This window comes from Rhizobium sp. UFLA01-1127, assembly GCF_059803845.1.
This window is the reverse complement of sequence record NZ_JAUQTZ010000132.1, coordinates 1-17,542: the sequence shown is the minus strand read 5'-3', so window position 1 is coordinate 17,542 and position 17,542 is coordinate 1. Positions and strand designations below refer to the sequence as shown.

Sequence of the window (17,542 nt, the reverse complement as noted above, 5' to 3'; positions counted from 1 at the left end):
GTCGTGGCCTATGGCCGCGATTATTCGGATGTGTCGCCCGTCATCGGCGTGCTCAAGGGCTACGGCAGTCAGAAATCCATTCAGGCCGTAAATGTTATTCCTCTAAAATAGAATAACTTAAATCAATAGAATCTTGCTCAAACCAAGATTGATCGGCCAATTTGCTAAATTTCAACCCGCCGTATAAACGATCAACTAATGTTTGTAATCGATAGTGTCGCCATTCTCAGGGTTGAAACTCCTTTATAGGCGGACATGATGGTTGCCGGCTCGGATTTACTTCGCACAGCAAAACAACTTCTATTTGATAGAGCCGGAAATTTTGGCATCCTAACGGCGATCGCGGCGCCCGTGCTGGTAGCAGCCGGCGGCGTCGCAATCGATGTTGCGAACATGTCGCTGTCGCGCAGTCAGCTTCAGCAGGCAACGGACGCCGCCGCTCTCGCTACCGCGACGGCGCTCGCTGAAGGTAGCAAGACCACTACGGACGCCAAGGACTTCGCTGATAACTTCGTTCTAGGCCAGATGGCAAACTACCTCGGCGGCGACATCGATACCGCAAACTCGCTAAAGGCGGGTACCGGCACCACGGTAACAAAGACCACGGATTCCTCCGGAAACGCCAGCTACTCGGTCGTCGTGAGCGCATCCTATTCCATGCCCGTGAACAGCATGACCCGCCTGCTCGGCCAAAGTTCAATGGGCGTCGCCGCCTCCAGCACCTCGGTCAGCGGCAAGACTTCCGAAACCCGGAAGAATGCGTTGTCGATGTATTTCGTTCTGGACCGTTCTGGATCGATGGATGAAGCCACGGACACGGTCAACGCCGAACAACCCACTCAAACATATAGCTATAGCTGCCTGAAAACAAACTCGCGGGGCTGGCAGGAGTGGAGTACGTGCACCGCCACCAAGGCGAATTACTATACAAAAATGGAATCGCTGAAGATTGCGACGTCCAATCTCGCCGCGCAGCTGAACAGCGCCGACCCGAACATGATATACGTTCGAACCGGGGCGGATTCCTATAACAACGTCGCCCAAACGGCGACGGCCTTGGCCTGGGGTACGAGCGGCATCACAACATATGTCAACAACTTGACGTCAAAAGGCTCCACAAATTCGGCACCCGCCTTTAGGGCAGCAGTCGACGCGCTGACGAAACCATCCACGACGGCTGGGCTGACGAACGAACAGCTCCTGCACAAGAATAAGAGCGGCATCACAAATCCGACCATGTACATCGTTTTCATGACCGATGGCGAGAACAACGTGGCGAATGCGGATGCGGATACCAAAGCGCAGTGCGATAAGGCGCGGAGCAATGGCATCCATGTGTACACAATTGCCTTCATGGCGCCGGAAAATGGCCAAGCCCTGCTGAAGTACTGCGCCACGTCATCTTCCGATTACTTCACCCCCCAAAGCGCGGCGGATCTTTTCAAGGCGTTCACGACGATCGCCACGGAAACGTCGAAGCAGATGACGCTGCTGACAAAGTGATCCTATTCGCAGCTGCGCAAAGCAACCACAGCTAGACGACAAAGAAAAAGCCACGCAATACGAGTATTGCATGGCTTTTGTTTTTTCAATTCGCGGATAAGAGCCCGAAATATCATCGGAATCAAGTCTTTTCCCGCAAATGGCATTCGTTTGGCGGCAATTTTCGCATCTGCCAAACTCGCTTGTTGCAACTGCTTTACATCAGTGCGTAAACTGATAGTGAAACGGAAAGGCAAATCGATTTAATTAGCCGTAACACGCTGAATATAAATCACAAATGGCGAGAGTTGATAGTATGAATAACTTGACGAAGGCTGATCTCCCCGTTCCAGCCCCGCGCAGTTCCCGCCCCGAAATCCTTGCTGAAGAAATCATCGAGCGCCTGACATACCGCATCGGCAAGGACGCGAAGGTCGCCAAACCGCACGATTGGCTGACCGCGACGATCCTCGTCATCCGCGACCGCGTCATCGACAAATGGATCGAATCGACCCGCAAAACCTATCAGACGGGCGCCAAGCGCGTTTACTACCTATCTCTCGAATTCCTGATCGGCCGCCTGATGCGCGACGCCATCTCCAACCTCGGCCTGATGGAGGAAATCACCAACGCGCTGTCCTCTCTCGGCGTCGACATCCGCGTCATTGCCGGCCTCGAGCCCGATGCCGCGCTGGGTAACGGCGGCCTCGGCCGCCTCGCGGCCTGCTTCATGGAATCCATGGCGACCGTCGATGTGCCGGCCTATGGCTACGGCATTCGCTACGTCCACGGCCTGTTCCGCCAGCAGATGGCCGATGGATGGCAGGTGGAATTGCCCGAAACCTGGCTCGCACACGGCAACCCCTGGGAATTCGAACGCCAGGAAAGCTCCTATGAAATCGGCTTCGGCGGCGGCGTCGAAACCATTGGCGGCCATGACGATCAGCCGCGCTACGTCTGGAAGCCCGCCGAACGCGTCATCGCTACGGCCTTCGATACGCCCGTCGTCGGCTGGCGCGGCCAGCGCGTCAACACCCTGCGCCTTTGGTCGGCGCAGCCGATCGACCCGATCTTGCTCGATGCCTTCAATGCCGGCGACCATATCGGCGCGCTGCGCGAGAGCAACAAGGCCGAAAGCCTGACGCGCGTTCTCTATCCGGCCGATGCGACGCCCGCCGGTCAGGAGTTGCGCCTGCGCCAGGAATTCTTCTTCTCGTCCGCATCGCTGCAGGACATCCTGCGCCGGCACCTGCAGCAATATGACGATCTGACCAATCTCGCAGACAAGGTTGCGATCCAGCTGAACGACACGCATCCGGCCGTCTCCGTCACGGAAATGATGCGCCTGCTGGTCGATGTTCATGGCTTCGAATTCGACAAGGCCTGGGATATTACCCGCGGCACATTCGGCTACACCAACCACACCCTGCTGCCGGAAGCGCTGGAAAGCTGGCCGGTGCCGCTGTTCGAACGGCTGCTGCCGCGGCATATGCAGATCGTCTACGCCATCAACGCCAAGGTTCTTGTGGAAGCGCGCAAGCTGCGCAATTTCAGCGACGGCGAAATCCGCTCGATCTCCCTGATCGACGAGAATGGCGATCGCCGCGTGCGCATGGGCAATCTCGCCTTCGTCGGCTCGCATTCGATCAACGGCGTTTCCGCACTTCATACCGACCTGATGAAGGTCACGGTCTTCGCCGACCTGCACAAGCTCTATCCCGACCGCATCAACAACAAGACGAACGGCATCACCCCACGCCGCTGGCTGATGCAGTGCAATCCAGGCCTGACCAATCTCGTGCGCGAAACCATCGGCGACACCTTCCTCGACGATGCCGAACAGCTGAAGCCGCTGGATCAGTTTGCCCGCGACAGCGCCTTCCAGGAGAAGTTCGCCGCGGTCAAGCGCGCCAACAAGGTGCAGCTCTCCAATCTCGTCGCCAGCCGCATGGGCATCAAGCTCGATCCGAACGCAATGTTCGACATCCAGATCAAGCGCATCCATGAATACAAGCGCCAGCTTCTGAACGTCATCGAAGCGGTCGCGCTCTACGACCAGATCCGCTCGCATCCGGAACTCGACTGGCAGCCGCGCGTCAAGCTCTTCGCCGGCAAGGCGGCACCGAGCTACCACAACGCGAAGCTCATCATCAAACTGATCAACGACGTCGCCCGCGTCATCAACAACGACCCATCCGTGCGCGGCCTGCTGAAGGTCGTCTTCGTGCCGAACTACAATGTCTCTCTCGCCGAAGTCATGGTTCCCGCCGCCGACCTTTCCGAGCAGATTTCGACGGCCGGCATGGAAGCTTCGGGCACCGGCAACATGAAATTCGCTCTCAACGGCGCGCTGACCATCGGCACGCTCGATGGCGCAAACGTCGAAATGCGCGACAATGTCGGCGAGGACAATATCGTCATCTTCGGATTGCGGGCCGATGAGGTCGCCAACCTGCGCAGCGACGGCCACAATCCCCGCGCCGTCATCGAGCGCTCGCGCGAACTCGCGCAGGCGCTGTCGGCCATCGCTTCCGGCGTCTTCTCCCCCGACGATCGCAATCGCTACGCGGGCCTGATCGATGGCATCTATAGCCATGACTGGTTCATGGTCGCCGCCGATTTCGATGCCTATGCCTCGGCACAGCGCGAGGTCGATATCCTTTGGGCCAATCCGTCCGAGTGGTATGCGAAGACGATCAACAATACCGCTCGCATGGGCTGGTTCTCCTCCGACCGGACGATCCGTCAATATGCCAAGGAAATCTGGAGAGCCGGATGAAAAAGCCGAAGAAACCCGCTGACGGCATGAGCTTGAGGGATATTTCGGCAGAGGATATTGCTGCAATTCTCGCGGGCACGCATTCCGATCCGTTTTCCGTTCTCGGCGTTCACAAGACGGATGAAGGCTATGTGGCCCGCTGTTTCATCCTTGGTGCCGAGGCCGTTACCGCGACCGCTCTCGACGGTTCCGTCGTCGGCGAGCTGGATCGTCTCGATCCCGCAGGTTTCTTTTCCGGCGACGTCAAGCTCGCCAAGCAGCAGCCGGTCCGCTACCGCGCGAGGCGCGGCGATGCCGAATGGGCTATAACCGACCCCTATAGTTTCGGCCCGGTCCTCGGGCCGATGGACGACTATTTTGCCCGCCAGGGCACGCATCTGCGCCTCTTCGACAAGATGGGCGCCCATCCGCTGAAGCACGAAGGCGTCCAGGGCTTCCATTTCGCCGTCTGGGCGCCCAATGCGCAGCGCGTTTCCGTCGTGGGTGACTTCAACAATTGGGATGGCCGCCGGCACGTCATGCGCTTCCGCTCCGACAGCGGCATATGGGAAATTTTCGCTCCGGATGTTCCCGCCGGGGTCGCCTATAAATTCGAGATCCGCGGCCATGACGGCGTAGTGTTGCCGTTGAAGGCCGATCCCTTTGCCCGGCGCAGCGAGCTGCGCCCAAAGACGGCTTCGGTAACCGCCAACGAGCTGCATCAGGTTTGGGAAGATGCGGCGCACCGCGAACATTGGGCAAGCGTCGACATGCGGCGCCAGCCCGTCACCATCTACGAGGTGCATGCCGGCTCCTGGCAGCGTCGCGATGACGGCTCGATGCTTTCATGGGACGAGCTTGCCTCACGTCTCATCCCCTATTGCGTCGATATGGGCTTCACCCATATCGAATTCCTGCCGATTACCGAACATCCCTATGACCCATCCTGGGGCTATCAGACCACGGGCCTTTACGCACCGACGGCCCGCTTCGGCGAACCGGAAGGCTTTGCCCGCTTCGTCAACGGCTGCCATAAGGTCGGGATCGGCGTCATCCTGGATTGGGTGCCGGCGCATTTCCCCACCGACGAACACGGCCTTCGCTGGTTCGATGGCACGGCGCTCTATGAGCATGAAGACCCGCGCAAGGGCTTTCATCCCGACTGGAATACGGCGATCTACAATTTCGGCCGCACCGAGGTCCTCGCCTATCTGCTGAACAACGCACTCTATTGGGCCGAAAAATACCATTTGGACGGTTTGCGCGTCGATGCCGTCGCCTCCATGCTTTACCTCGACTATTCGCGCAAGCATGGCGAATGGATCCCGAACGAATATGGCGGCAATGAAAATCTCGAGGCCGTCCGTTTTCTGCAATCGATGAACACCCGGATCTACGGTGCGCATCCTGGTGTGATGACCATCGCGGAGGAATCGACCTCCTGGCCGAAAGTATCCCAGCCGGTCCACGAAGGCGGCCTCGGCTTCGGCTTCAAGTGGAATATGGGCTTCATGCACGATACGCTGAGCTATCTCGCCAGGGAGCCCGTACACCGCAAATATCACCACAACGAACTGACCTTCGGCCTGATCTACGCCTTCTCGGAAAATTTCGTCCTGCCGCTCTCGCATGATGAAGTCGTGCACGGCAAGGGTTCGCTGATTGCCAAGATGGCCGGCGACGACTGGCAGAAATTCGCCAATCTGCGTGCCTACTACGCTTTCATGTGGGGCTATCCCGGCAAGAAGCTGCTCTTCATGGGTCAGGAATTCGCGCAATGGAGCGAGTGGAGCGAAGAGCGCGCGCTCGACTGGAACCTGCTGCAATATCGCATGCACGAAGGCATGCGCCGTCTCGTTCGCGATCTCAATTTCACCTATCGAAGCAAACCGGCGCTCCATGCCCGCGACTGCGAAGGCGACGGCTTCGAATGGCTTGTCGTCGACGATTTCGAAAACTCGGTCTTTGCATGGCTGCGCAAGGCGCCCGGCGAAAAGCCGGTTGCCGTCATCACCAATTTCACGCCAGTCTATCGAGAGAATTATACCTTGCACCTGCCGGCCGAGGGGCGGTGGCGCGAGATATTGAATACCGATGCCGATATCTACGGCGGCAGCGGCAAGGGGAACGGCGGGCGCGTACAGGCGGTTAACGCCGGTGGTGGCATACAAGCGACAATAACGCTGCCTCCGCTGGCGACGATCATGCTCGAACCGGAATTTTGAGACCAATACGGATGGGAGGAATGAAATGGTAGAAAAACGTTTCCAGCCGCTGGCACGCGATGCCATGGCCTACGTTCTTGCCGGGGGGCGCGGCAGCCGCCTGAAAGAGCTGACCGACCGCCGTGCCAAACCAGCAGTCTATTTCGGCGGCAAAACCAGAATCATCGATTTTGCCCTGTCCAACGCGCTCAATTCCGGTATCCGCCGCATCGGCGTCGCCACGCAATACAAGGCGCACTCGCTGATCCGCCATATGCAGCGCGGCTGGAACTTCTTCCGCCCGGAACGAAACGAAAGCTTCGACATTCTGCCGGCATCGCAGCGCGTCTCGGAGACGCAATGGTATGAAGGCACGGCGGACGCCGTCTACCAGAACATCGACATCATCGAGCCCTACGGTCCGGAATATATGGTCATCCTCGCCGGCGACCATATCTACAAAATGGACTATGAATGGATGCTGCAGCAGCACGTCGATTCCGGCGCGGATGTCACCATCGGCTGCCTGGAAGTGCCGCGCATGGAGGCCGTCGGCTTCGGCGTCATGCACGTCGACGACAAGGACCGGATCATAGATTTCGTCGAGAAGCCGGCCGATCCGCCGGGCATTCCGGGCAATCCGGATTTTGCGCTTGCCTCCATGGGCATCTATGTCTTTCACACGAAATTCCTGATCGACTGCCTGCGCCGCGATGCAGCCGACCCGAATTCCAGCCGTGACTTCGGCAAGGACATCATTCCGCACATCGTCAAGAACGGCAAAGCCATCGCTCACCGCTTCACGCAGTCCTGCGTCCGCTCCGATTTCGAACGCGAAGCCTATTGGCGGGACGTCGGAACGGTGGACGCCTATTGGCAGGCCAATATCGATTTGACCGCCGTGGTGCCGGAACTCGACATCTACGACAAGTCCTGGCCGATCTGGACCTATGCCGAAATCACACCGCCGGCCAAATTCGTCCATGACGACGAGGACCGCCGAGGCTCGGCCATCTCCTCGGTCGTCGCCGGCGATTGCATCATTTCCGGCGCCAGCCTCTATAACAGCCTGCTCTTTACCGGCGTCCGTGCCAATTCCTACTCCAAGCTGGAGGGTGCCGTCGTACTGCCGAGCGTCAAGATCGGCCGCCGTGCGCAGCTCAAGAATGTCGTCATCGACCACGGCGTCACCATTCCGGAAGGATTGGTCGTCGGTGAGGATCCCGAGCTCGATGCCAAGCGCTGGCGCCGCACGGAGAATGGCATCTGCCTGATCACCCAATCGATGATCGACAAGCTGGATTTGTAACCTATGAAGGTTCTCTCGGTTTCGTCCGAAGTCTTCCCCCTGATCAAGACAGGGGGTCTGGCCGATGTGGCCGGCGCCCTGCCTATTGCGCTGAAGCCCTATGGCGTCGAAACCAAGACCCTCATTCCGGGCTACCCCGCGGTCATGAAAGCCATTCGCGATCCGGTCGCTCGTCTCGAGCTTCCGGATCTTCTCGGCGAACCGGCCACCATTCTCGAAGCCGAGCACGCGGGCATTTCCTTCCTCGTCCTCGACGCACCGACCTATTACAGCCGTACCGGCGGCCCCTATGTCGATGCGACAGGCAAGGACTATCCCGACAACTGGCGGCGTTTTGCGGCGCTGTCGCTGGCTGGCGCGGAAATTGCCGCCGGCCTTCTGCCGGGCTGGCGGCCGGATCTTGTCCATGCGCATGATTGGCAGTCGGCCATGGTGCCGGTCTACATGCGCTACTATCCGACGCCGGAATTGCCGAGCGTTCTGACCATCCACAACATCGCATTCCAGGGCCAGTTCGGCGCCAGCATCTTCCCTGGCCTGCGCCTGCCGGCGCACGCCTTTTCCATGGAAGGCATCGAATATTACGGCGATGTCGGTTTCCTCAAGGGTGGGCTGCAGACGGCACATGCCCTGACCACCGTCAGCCCGTCCTACGCCGAGGAAATCCTGACGCCCGAATTCGGCATGGGCCTCGAAGGCGTCATCGCCAGCAAGGCCTACAACCTCCACGGAATCGTCAACGGCATCGACGACGACATCTGGAATCCGGCGACCGATCCGATGATCGCCCAGACCTATAGCGCGACGACGCTGAAGGATCGCGCCGTCAACCGCCATCGGGTCGTCGAGCATTTCGGGCTCGACGACGATGATGGTCCGATCCTCTGCGTCGTCAGCCGGCTTACCTGGCAGAAGGGCATGGATCTTCTGGCAAGTGTCGCCAGCGACATTGTCCACATGGGCGGCAAGCTTGCCATTCTCGGCGCAGGCGACGCAGCGCTGGAAGGCGCGCTTTTTGCGGCAGCCGGCCGCCATCGCGGCCGTATCGGCGTTTCCGCGGGCTACAACGAACCCATGTCGCATCTGATGCAGGCCGGCTGCGACGCGATTATCATTCCCTCGCGCTTCGAACCCTGTGGCCTCACGCAGCTTTATGGCTTACGCTATGGCTGCCTGCCGATCGTCGCTCGGACGGGTGGGCTCAACGATACGATTATCGACGCCAACCACGCCGCACTGCAGGCGAAAGTCGCGACCGGCATCCAGTTTTCGCCCGTCACCGCCGAGGGGCTGCTGCAGGCCGTGCGCCGTGCGATGCACCTCTTCCAGGATCGAAAGGTCTGGACGCAGATGCAAAAGCAGGGCATGAAATCCGACGTATCCTGGGGCAGGAGCGCAGAACGCTACGCCGCTCTCTACTCCAGTCTAGTCTCGAGAGGCGCTTAACCCGATGATTAAAACCGTACCCACCACCCCCTTTGCGGACCAGAAGCCAGGCACTTCGGGCCTGCGGAAGAAGGTTCCCGTATTCCAGCAGCCGAACTACGCGGAAAACTTCATCCAGTCGATTTTTGATTCGCTCGAAGGCTATCAGGGCAAGTGCCTGGTCATCGGCGGCGACGGCCGCTACTACAATCGAGAAGTCATCCAGAAGGCCATCAAGATGGCCGCCGCGAACGGCTTCGGCAAGGTGATGGTCGGCAAGGGCGGCATCCTCTCGACGCCCGCTGCCTCCAACGTCATCCGCAAATACAAGGCCTTCGGCGGCATCATTCTGTCGGCCAGCCACAACCCCGGCGGTCCGACCGAAGATTTCGGTATCAAGTACAATATCGGCAATGGCGGCCCGGCGCCTGAAAAGATCACCGACGCCATCTATGAGCGCTCGAAGGTGATCGACAGCTACAAGATATCGGACTTCCCAGACATCAACCTCGATCGTATCGCCCGCGAAGATGTCGGCGGCATGATCGTTTCGGTCATCGATCCGGTCGAAGATTATGCCGCTCTGATGGAGGAGCTGTTCGATTTCGGCGCGATCCGCAATCTAATCAGCCTCGGCTTCCGCCTCAATTTCGATGCGATGAGCGCCGTGACCGGCCCTTACGCCAAGGAAATCTTCGAGATCCGCCTCGGAGCGCCGGATGGATCGGTGCGCAACTTCCTGCCGCTGCCGGATTTCGGCGGTCATCACCCCGATCCGAACCTCGTCTACTGCAAGGAGCTTTACGACGAGATGATGAGCGACGATGCGCCCGATTTCGGCGCCGCATCGGATGGCGACGGCGACCGCAACCTCATCATCGGCAAGGGCATCTACGTCACTCCGTCCGACAGCCTGGCGATCCTGGCGGCCAACGCCAATCTCGCCCCCGGCTACTCGCATGGCATCGCCGGCATTGCCCGCTCCATGCCGACCAGCGGCGCTGCCGACCGCGTTGCCGAGAAACGCGGCATCGGCATCTACGAAACGCCGACCGGCTGGAAATTCTTCGGCAACCTGCTCGATGCCGGCATGGCGACGATCTGTGGCGAGGAAAGCTCCGGCACCGGTTCGAACCACGTTCGCGAAAAGGATGGTCTCTGGGCCGTATTGCTCTGGCTGAACATTCTGGCCGTTCGCGGCGAGAGCGTCATCGATATCGTCACGCAGCATTGGGCCACCTATGGCCGCAACTATTATTCCCGCCACGACTATGAAGGCGTCGACACCGATGCCGCCAACGGCCTGATCGCGGCTCTGCGCGAAAAGCTGCCGACGCTGCCGGGCACGAAGTTCGGGGACCTCACCGTTTCCGCCGCCGATGATTTCGCCTATCACGATCCGGTCGACAAGTCCGTCAGCCAGCACCAGGGCATCCGCATCATGTTCGAGGGCGGCTCCCGCGTGGTCTTCCGCCTCTCCGGCACCGGCACGACGGGTGCGACGCTGCGCGTCTACATCGAGCGCTACGAGCCCGATCCGACCCGCCACAATATCGAAACCCAGGAAGCGTTGGCCGATCTGATCGCCGCCGCCCAGGATGTCGCTGATATCAAGGGCCGCACTGGCCGCGATGCACCGACGGTGATTACCTGACGGCAACTTTTACAGAGTTCCCCCTCACCCTACCCTCTCCCCGAGGGGAAAGAGGATTGTGCCATAAGGATCTTCTCCCCTTGGGGAGAAGGTGGATTTCGGTGATTGAGCAGAGCGAAATCACCGAAAGACGGATGAGGGGGTTATCCAGAAACGACGGCAAATTGTATCGCCCTCGTTCCGGCGCCCGAAAATGGAAAGCCCGCGAGACATGTCAGAACCGACACCCCGATGCCTGGGCGCCACCCTCACCGACTCGGGCGTTGAATTTGCCGTCTGGTCCAGGAACGCCGAACGGATCGAATTGTGCCTGTTCGATGCCGAAGGCCACAAGGAAATTTCGCGCCTGCCGCTCGCCCGCGATGGCGACGAACATCGCCTCTTTGTAAGAGGCTGCGGAGAGGGCACGCGCTACGGCCTGCGCGCCCACGGCACCTATGATCCCGATCGCGGCCTCTGGTTCGACCCTTCCAAACTGCTGGTCGATCCCTATGCCAGGGAAATAGACCGGCCGTTCCGCTATGACCCGCGTCTGGGCGTCTTCGGGGCCGACACACAGGATTTGATGCCGAAGGCGATCGTCTCGCGCGATATCGCCGTCAAGCCGGCCAAGCCTCTGTTTCAGCCCGGCGGCCTGATCTATGAAATCGCCGTGAGGCCCTTCACCATGCTGCATCCCGATGTGCCGGCGAAGCAGCGCGGCACGCTCGGCGCCCTCGCACATCCCGTCATCATTGCGCATCTCAAGCGCCTGCAGATCGACGCCGTCGAGCTGATGCCGATCACGGCATGGATCGACGAACGGCATCTGCCGCCTCTCGGCCTCACCAACGGCTGGGGCTACAATCCCATCGCCTTCATGGCGCTCGATCCGCGTCTCGCTCCCGGCGGCATGAAGGAGCTGCGCGAGACGGTTGCTGCCCTCCACGCCGAAGGGATCGCCGTGATCCTCGATCTCGTCTTCAACCATACGGGCGAGAGCGACCGACAGGGGCCGACCCTGTCACTACGCGGCCTCGACAACCCCACCTATTTCCGCCATCTGCCTGACCAGCCCGGCACACTCGTCAACGATACCGGCACGGGCAATACCGTCGCTTGCGACCAGCCGGCGACGCGCAAGCTCATCATCGACAGCTTGCGCCACTTCGTCCGGAATGCTGGCATCGACGGCTTCCGCTTCGATCTCGCCACTGTGCTCGGCCGCAACGGCAAGGGCTTCGATCCGGAAAGCATGACGCTGCGCACCATGCTGGCGGACGAGGTGCTGCAGGATCGCATCATGATCGCCGAACCGTGGGACATCGGCCCTGGTGGCTATCAGCTCGGAAATTTTCCCGCACCTTTCCTCGAATGGAACGACCGCGCCCGCGACGACCTGCGCCGCTTCTGGCGCGGCGATGCCGGTGTCGGCGATCTCGCGACCGTGCTTGCCGGCTCCTCTTCCGTCTTCGGCCGTGACGGGCGCACGCAGACGCGTAGCGTCAATTTCCTCGCAGCCCATGACGGCTTCACGCTGATGGACCTCGTTTCCTACGAGAACAAGCACAATGACGCCAATGGCGAGGAAAATCGTGACGGCCACAACGAGAACTTCTCCTGGAACAACGGCATAGAAGGCAAGACAGACGATCCGTCGATCCAGCGCAAGCGCCGCGCCGATATCGAAGCCATGCTGTCGACGCTCTTTGCCACGCGCGGCACGATCATGCTAACCGCTGGCGACGAAGCCGCGCGCAGCCAGCAGGGCAACAACAATGCCTATTGCCAGGACAATGCCATCACCTGGATGGACTGGAAGTTGCTGGACGAGGAACTGATCGGCCATACGGCATGGCTCGCCGCCCTGCGCCGCCGTTTCACCGCTTTTGACGATATGGACTTCTTCCGTGGCAATGGCGACGTGCTCTGGTTCTCAGGCGCGGGGGCGCCGATGGCGGTGCCGGATTGGGAGGCGCCGAGAGCGGTCGTTCTCGGCATGGCACTGCAAACGCGAGATCGCACTACGGGCCGATCGACACGGCTTGCCATAATCTTCAATCGCGCCGCAGACGAACGCCCAGTGACATTGCCCTCTTCTGAGAGCGGCGGCTGGTCTCTGCTGACGGCGGCAGGCGAGAATGCAGCCGGTGTGCAGATCTCCATTCCCGCCCGCTCCGTCGCCTTCCTTGTCGAAAACTGATCGCGGTTGCACTTTCAGTCCCGATTCGCCAGAAAGGGTTTGACGACACAGACTGACGAGGACAGCATGCCCGGCGAAATTTCGCTTGTTGAGATCATGAAATTGATTGGAACCGAGATCGGCGTTTCCGACTGGATCGCAGTCGACCAAACCATGATCGACACCTTTGCTGATGCGACGCTCGATCACCAGTTCATCCACGTCGATCCCGAGCGCGCCAAGGCGGAAACGCCCTATGGCGGCACCATCGCCCACGGCTTCCTGACGCTCTCGCTGCTCTCGGCAATGAACTACAGTGCCTTGCCGAAGATTCGCGAACAGACCTTGGGCATCAATTACGGCTTCGAGAAGGTCCGTTTCATGTCGCCGGTCAAGTGCGGCGCGCAGGTACGCGGGCGTTTTACGCTCGCCGAAACCCGGCTGCGCGGCGCCAACATGCTGATGCTGACCTACGACGTGACCGTCGAGATCGAAAACGAGCGCAAGCCGGCGATGACCGCGACATGGACGACCATATCGCAGTTCGATCCGAAGGATCGGCCGGAAGCGAGTTAAAGCCCCGCATCCTCCGCGCCCCCAGCCAGCAGACCGAAAGCGTAGTCGGAGAAGGAACGCCAGACTTCGACGCGGAAGGTTTCCTCATCGAGCCGCAGCACCACGACTTCGGCCTTGCCAAGAAGCGTGCGCGAACAGGCGCCAACGGGAAATGCGCTCAACGAAACGTCCTGCGGGCAGCCGGCGGCAAGCGTCGCTTCAGCACCGGGGCCGGACACGATGACGGCAGTATTGCGGTGCGAGACATCGGTCGCCGAATGCAGCACCTCAGACAATGCGGCCTGACCGACCAGCTCGGCACCGTTTTCATCGATGACGAGCCATTCGTCCGGGCCAAGCCACAGGGCATGACGACCATTGGCACTGGCGGACGTCTTCGGCCGGGTCGGCAGCTGCAGGCCGAGCGCCAGCGAAAGACCGCCGACCGAATCGGCCGGCGCGCGCAGCGAAATGCGGCTTGCGGGTGCTGCGGGCGTCAACCGGACGGTGGCAGAACCGCCGTGGCGGCCGGCGAGCGGCAGTTTGCGGGTAGCGAGATCAGCCATTGATCCGGCCTCCTTCCTTGTCAAAGAACACCAGATCCGTCACCTCGACTGATATCGTCTTGTCGGGCATCGGCACATAGAGCGTCTTGCCCATGCGCTCGCGCCCGCCGGCAACCAGCGCGAAGGCGATGGAGCGGCCGAGATTTTCGGACCAGTAGGCCGAAGTGACATGGCCGAGCATGGTCATCGGTTTCGGCTCATTGGGATCGGCGACGATCTGCGCGCCTTCCTCAAGCACCATCTTCGGATCGCGGGTGACGAGCCCGACGAGCTGCTTGCGCCCTTCCTTGACCAGATCCGGCCGCTTCAGGCCGCGAATACCGACGAAATCGGTCTTCTTCTTGGAAACGGCCCAGGCAAGACCGGCATCCTCGGGCGTGACTGTGCCGTCGGTATCCTGGCCGACGATGATGTAGCCCTTCTCGGCGCGAAGAACGTGCATGGTCTCCGTGCCGTAGGCGCAGGCGCCCAGCGGTTCGGCGCGAGCCCAGACGGCTTCCCATACCGACTGGCCGTAGTCGGCCGGTACGTTGATTTCGTAGCCGACTTCACCGGTGAAGGAGACGCGGAACAGCCGTGCCGGCACGCCGCAGACCTTGCACTCGGCCACGCTCATATGCGGGAAGGCTTCGTTGGACAAATCCTGGCCCTCGACGAGCGGCTCGATGATCTCGCGCGCCTTCGGCCCCTGCACGGCGATAACAGCCCATTGCTCGGTAGTCGAGGTCAGCCAGACCTTCAGATGCGGGAACTCGGTCTGCAGATAGTCTTCCATATGATGCAGCACGCGCGGCGCGCCGCCGGTCGTGGTGGTCACATGGAAACGATCCTCGGCCAGGCGTCCGACGACGCCGTCGTCATAAACGAAACCGTCATCGCGGGTCATGATGCCGTAGCGGCACCGGCCGGGCTTCAGCGTATCCCAGGCATTGGTGTAGATCAAATTCAGGAACTCGGCCGCATCCGGCCCGACCACTTCGATCTTGCCGAGCGTCGAGGCATCGAACACGCCGGCCACGTCGCGCGCCGTGCGGCACTCGCGATTGACGGCCTGATGCATGGTCTCTCCGGCGCGCGGATAGAACCAGGCGCGCTTCCAGTTGCCGACATCTTCGAAGATGGCCCCATGCGCCTCTTCCCAGGCATGCATCGGCGTCTTGCGGGCGGGATCGAAGAGAGCCCCGCGCGAATGGCTGATCAGCGTGCCGTAGGTAACGGGCGTGTAGGGCGCGCGGAAGGTGGTAAGACCGACCTGCGGAATATCCTTGCCGAGCATTTCGGCAGCGATCGCCAGCCCGTGCATGTTGGAAAGCTTGCCCTGGTCGGACGCCATGCCGTTGGTGGTGAAACGCTTGATATGCTCGATGGAATGCATGCCTTCGCGCACGGCGAGGCGGATATCCTTGGCGCAGACATCATGCTGGAAATCGACGAACGCTTTCGCATTCGTGTCGGGTCCGGCGCCTTCGGCGGCACCGATCATGCCGCCGGTCCATTCGAAAGCCTGCTCGGCCTGGAGCTGGATCTTCTCGCCGCCATTGGTGCTTCCGGTGGCGCGCGCCATCAGCTCGCCAGCGGCAAGCGATTCCTCGATCGCGGCCTGCAGGCCATCCGTGCCGTTGCACGCACCGACCGAAAGGCAATCCTGAACATAGGTGCCCGGCAGGAAGCGCTGCTTCTCGGCATCGAATTTCAGCTTGCCGCGCGATTGTGAAAAGAGATGAACGGAAGGCGTCCATCCTGCCGAAACCAGCAGCGCGTCGATCGCAATTTTGCGCTTGGCGGAACTGCCGTTGCGAGAAACCGTCATGGAGGAGACGCGCAGCTTGCCTGATGTATCGACGACGGCATAGTCGGTCATCACCTCGATGCCGAGCCGCTTCGCCTCGGCGAGCACGGCCTCGCCGGGCCGCGCGCGGCTGTCGACGATGGCGGCAACGGAAACGCCGGCGCGCTTGAGGTCGAAAGCGGCCTCGTAGGCCGAATCATGCGCCGTATAGACGCCGATCTTCGCGCCGACGGCAACGCCATAATGGTTGAGATAGGCGCGCGCGGCAGAGGCGAGCATGATGCCCGGACGGTCGTTGTTCGGAAACACCATGTGGCGTTCGATGGCGCCTGTCGCCAGGATGGCCCGCTTGGCGCGGACCTGCCACAGGCGTTCGCGCGGCAGATCGCGGTCCGGCCTTGCCAGATGGTCGGTCACCCGTTCGGCAAGACCGAAGAAATTGTGATTGTAGTAGCCGAAGGCGGTCGTGCGGGTCAGTACCTGCACGTTCGCCATTGCCGTGAGCTTGGCGAGGATAGCCTGCGCCCAGTCATAGCCCCCGACGCCGTCGATCTTGATGCCGGTATCGAAACGCAGCGCGCCGCCGACTTCCGGCTGCTCGTCGCAGAGGATGACCTTGGCGCCGGTTTCGGCAGCGGCGAGTGCTGCGGAAAGGCCGGCAATGCCGGCACCGACGACAAGCACGTCGCAATGGGCGTAACGGCTGGCATAGTGATCCGGATCCTCTTCCGTCGGCGCGACGCCGAGGCCGGCGGCACGGCGGATGAAGGGCTCATAAATGTGCTTCCAGGCCGACTTCGGCCACATGAAGGTCTTGTAATAGAAGCCGGCGGCAAAGAAGGGTGACATCAGATTGTTGACGCCGCCGATATCGAAGGCGAGCGACGGCCAGCGGTTCTGCGACTGAGCCTTCATGCCGTCGAAGACCTCCTGCACGCTGGCACGCACATTCGGCTGCCGCCGCGCCGCATCGCGGGAGATATCGAGCAGTGCATTCGGCTCTTCGGCTCCGGCCGACAGGATGCCGCGCGGACGGTGGTACTTGAAGGACCGGCCGACGAGATGGACGCCGTTGGCAAGCAGCGCCGAGGCGACGGTATCGCCTTCGAGCGCGGTATAGGTCTTGCCGTCAAAAGTGAAGCGAGCGGTTCTGGCCGGCGTCAGACGACCCTTGCCCGCGATACGATTGGCGCCGCTCATTCAGCAAATCCCTCTGTTCTTATCGTCTGTTCTTGTTCGTTCTGATGCTGTGCCGCCGGCTCGGAAGTGCGCGGCAGCAACGTCGCCGGATCCGGCTTCGGCTCGCCGGCCTTGTAGGTTCGGTAGAAGTGATCGCTCACCGTATCGCGCGCCGCATTGAAGAAGCGGCCGCAGCCATGGATGTGCCGCCAGCGCTCGAAGATCAGCCCCTTCGGATTGTCGCGCAGGAAGAAATATTCCTCGAATTCTTCGTCCGAGATCCCGGCAATATTGGCCGGCCGCACGATATGCGCATCACCGGCGTTGCGGAATTCGAGTTCCGAACGCTCTTCCTCGCAATAGGGGCAGTAAATCAGCAGCATCGTTTTCTACCTGTGTTAAAGCTCCGAGCCTGTAAGGCTTGTGCCGGGAGGCTGCGCGCAGAGCCGCCGTCCCATGG

At 60.8% G+C, this 17,542-nt stretch carries 11 protein-coding genes and 1 pseudogene; 9 read left to right on the top strand and 3 right to left on the bottom strand.

Annotated elements, in window-relative coordinates; genetic code table 11:
- The 9 genes and pseudogenes from Q4Q11_RS25285 to Q4Q11_RS25245 form a co-directional block, all read left to right on the top strand.
- Window positions 1–111 (top strand): annotated as a pseudogene (locus Q4Q11_RS25285) (transglutaminase family protein); the annotation flags it as partial.
- 144 nt (window positions 112–255) lie between these two features.
- Window positions 256–1,503 carry a vWA domain-containing protein gene (locus Q4Q11_RS25280; protein ID WP_498571210.1) on the top strand — a complete coding sequence of 416 codons (1,248 nt, stop codon included), beginning with the start codon at window positions 256–258 and terminating at the stop codon, window positions 1,501–1,503.
- A gap of 295 nt (window positions 1,504–1,798) precedes the next feature.
- Entirely contained in the window at window positions 1,799–4,261 is a 2,463-nt protein-coding gene (locus tag Q4Q11_RS25275) for a glycogen/starch/alpha-glucan phosphorylase (protein WP_112502952.1), read from the top strand.
- Window positions 4,258–6,465: a 1,4-alpha-glucan branching protein GlgB gene (gene glgB, locus Q4Q11_RS25270; protein WP_113213630.1), complete on the top strand. Its 2,208-nt coding sequence runs from the start codon at window positions 4,258–4,260 to the stop codon at window positions 6,463–6,465. The genes Q4Q11_RS25275 and glgB overlap by 4 nt, the downstream gene beginning before the upstream one ends.
- Window positions 6,466–6,490: 25 nt before the next feature.
- The gene (gene glgC, locus Q4Q11_RS25265; RefSeq protein ID WP_112502947.1) at window positions 6,491–7,753 is read left to right on the top strand and encodes a glucose-1-phosphate adenylyltransferase; all 1,263 of its coding nucleotides are present in this window, start codon (window positions 6,491–6,493) and stop codon (window positions 7,751–7,753) included.
- A gap of 3 nt (window positions 7,754–7,756) precedes the next feature.
- Entirely contained in the window at window positions 7,757–9,199 is a 1,443-nt protein-coding gene (gene glgA, locus Q4Q11_RS25260; RefSeq protein WP_498571209.1) for a glycogen synthase GlgA, read from the top strand.
- A 4-nt stretch (window positions 9,200–9,203) separates the two neighbouring features.
- The gene (locus tag Q4Q11_RS25255) at window positions 9,204–10,832 is read left to right on the top strand and encodes an alpha-D-glucose phosphate-specific phosphoglucomutase (RefSeq protein ID WP_112502941.1); all 1,629 of its coding nucleotides are present in this window, start codon (window positions 9,204–9,206) and stop codon (window positions 10,830–10,832) included.
- A gap of 211 nt (window positions 10,833–11,043) precedes the next feature.
- The gene (glgX, locus tag Q4Q11_RS25250; RefSeq protein WP_498571208.1) at window positions 11,044–13,014 is read left to right on the top strand and encodes a glycogen debranching protein GlgX; all 1,971 of its coding nucleotides are present in this window, start codon (window positions 11,044–11,046) and stop codon (window positions 13,012–13,014) included.
- Window positions 13,015–13,080: 66 nt separating this feature from the next.
- Complete coding sequence (locus Q4Q11_RS25245) at window positions 13,081–13,569, top strand: MaoC family dehydratase (protein ID WP_498571207.1); 489 nt, start codon at window positions 13,081–13,083, stop codon at window positions 13,567–13,569.
- On the opposite strand, the gene Q4Q11_RS25240 is transcribed toward Q4Q11_RS25245, so the two are convergent.
- From Q4Q11_RS25240 to Q4Q11_RS25230, 3 genes are read right to left on the bottom strand one after another with little or no spacing between them, the layout of a single operon-like run.
- Entirely contained in the window at window positions 13,566–14,114 is a 549-nt protein-coding gene (locus Q4Q11_RS25240) for a sarcosine oxidase subunit gamma (protein ID WP_498571206.1), read from the bottom strand. The two genes, Q4Q11_RS25245 and Q4Q11_RS25240, sit on opposite strands and share 4 nt — an antisense overlap.
- Window positions 14,107–17,103 carry a sarcosine oxidase subunit alpha gene (locus tag Q4Q11_RS25235; protein ID WP_498571205.1) on the bottom strand — a complete coding sequence of 999 codons (2,997 nt, stop codon included), beginning with the start codon at window positions 17,101–17,103 and terminating at the stop codon, window positions 14,107–14,109. Before Q4Q11_RS25235 ends, Q4Q11_RS25240 begins: the two co-directional genes overlap by 8 nt.
- Complete coding sequence (locus tag Q4Q11_RS25230; protein ID WP_112502928.1) at window positions 17,100–17,465, bottom strand: sarcosine oxidase subunit delta; 366 nt, start codon at window positions 17,463–17,465, stop codon at window positions 17,100–17,102. The genes Q4Q11_RS25235 and Q4Q11_RS25230 overlap by 4 nt, the downstream gene beginning before the upstream one ends.
- Window positions 17,466–17,542 lie beyond the last annotated feature (77 nt).

What these genes read in the sequence shown, in the direction of transcription:
- Q4Q11_RS25280 (WP_498571210.1), top strand. Translation starts at nt 256, where the DNA reads ATGATGGTTGCCGGCTCGGATTTACTTCGCACAGCAAAACAACTTCTA.
- Q4Q11_RS25275 (WP_112502952.1), top strand. Translation starts at nt 1,799, where the DNA reads ATGAATAACTTGACGAAGGCTGATCTCCCCGTTCCAGCCCCGCGCAGT.
- glgB (WP_113213630.1), top strand. Translation starts at nt 4,258, where the DNA reads ATGAAAAAGCCGAAGAAACCCGCTGACGGCATGAGCTTGAGGGATATT.
- glgC (WP_112502947.1), top strand. Translation starts at nt 6,491, where the DNA reads ATGGTAGAAAAACGTTTCCAGCCGCTGGCACGCGATGCCATGGCCTAC.
- glgA (WP_498571209.1), top strand. Translation starts at nt 7,757, where the DNA reads ATGAAGGTTCTCTCGGTTTCGTCCGAAGTCTTCCCCCTGATCAAGACA.
- Q4Q11_RS25255 (WP_112502941.1), top strand. Translation starts at nt 9,204, where the DNA reads ATGATTAAAACCGTACCCACCACCCCCTTTGCGGACCAGAAGCCAGGC.
- glgX (WP_498571208.1), top strand. Translation starts at nt 11,044, where the DNA reads ATGTCAGAACCGACACCCCGATGCCTGGGCGCCACCCTCACCGACTCG.
- Q4Q11_RS25245 (WP_498571207.1), top strand. Translation starts at nt 13,081, where the DNA reads ATGCCCGGCGAAATTTCGCTTGTTGAGATCATGAAATTGATTGGAACC.
- Q4Q11_RS25240 (WP_498571206.1), bottom strand. Translation starts at nt 14,114, where the DNA reads ATGGCTGATCTCGCTACCCGCAAACTGCCGCTCGCCGGCCGCCACGGC.
- Q4Q11_RS25235 (WP_498571205.1), bottom strand. Translation starts at nt 17,103, where the DNA reads ATGAGCGGCGCCAATCGTATCGCGGGCAAGGGTCGTCTGACGCCGGCC.
- Q4Q11_RS25230 (WP_112502928.1), bottom strand. Translation starts at nt 17,465, where the DNA reads ATGCTGCTGATTTACTGCCCCTATTGCGAGGAAGAGCGTTCGGAACTC.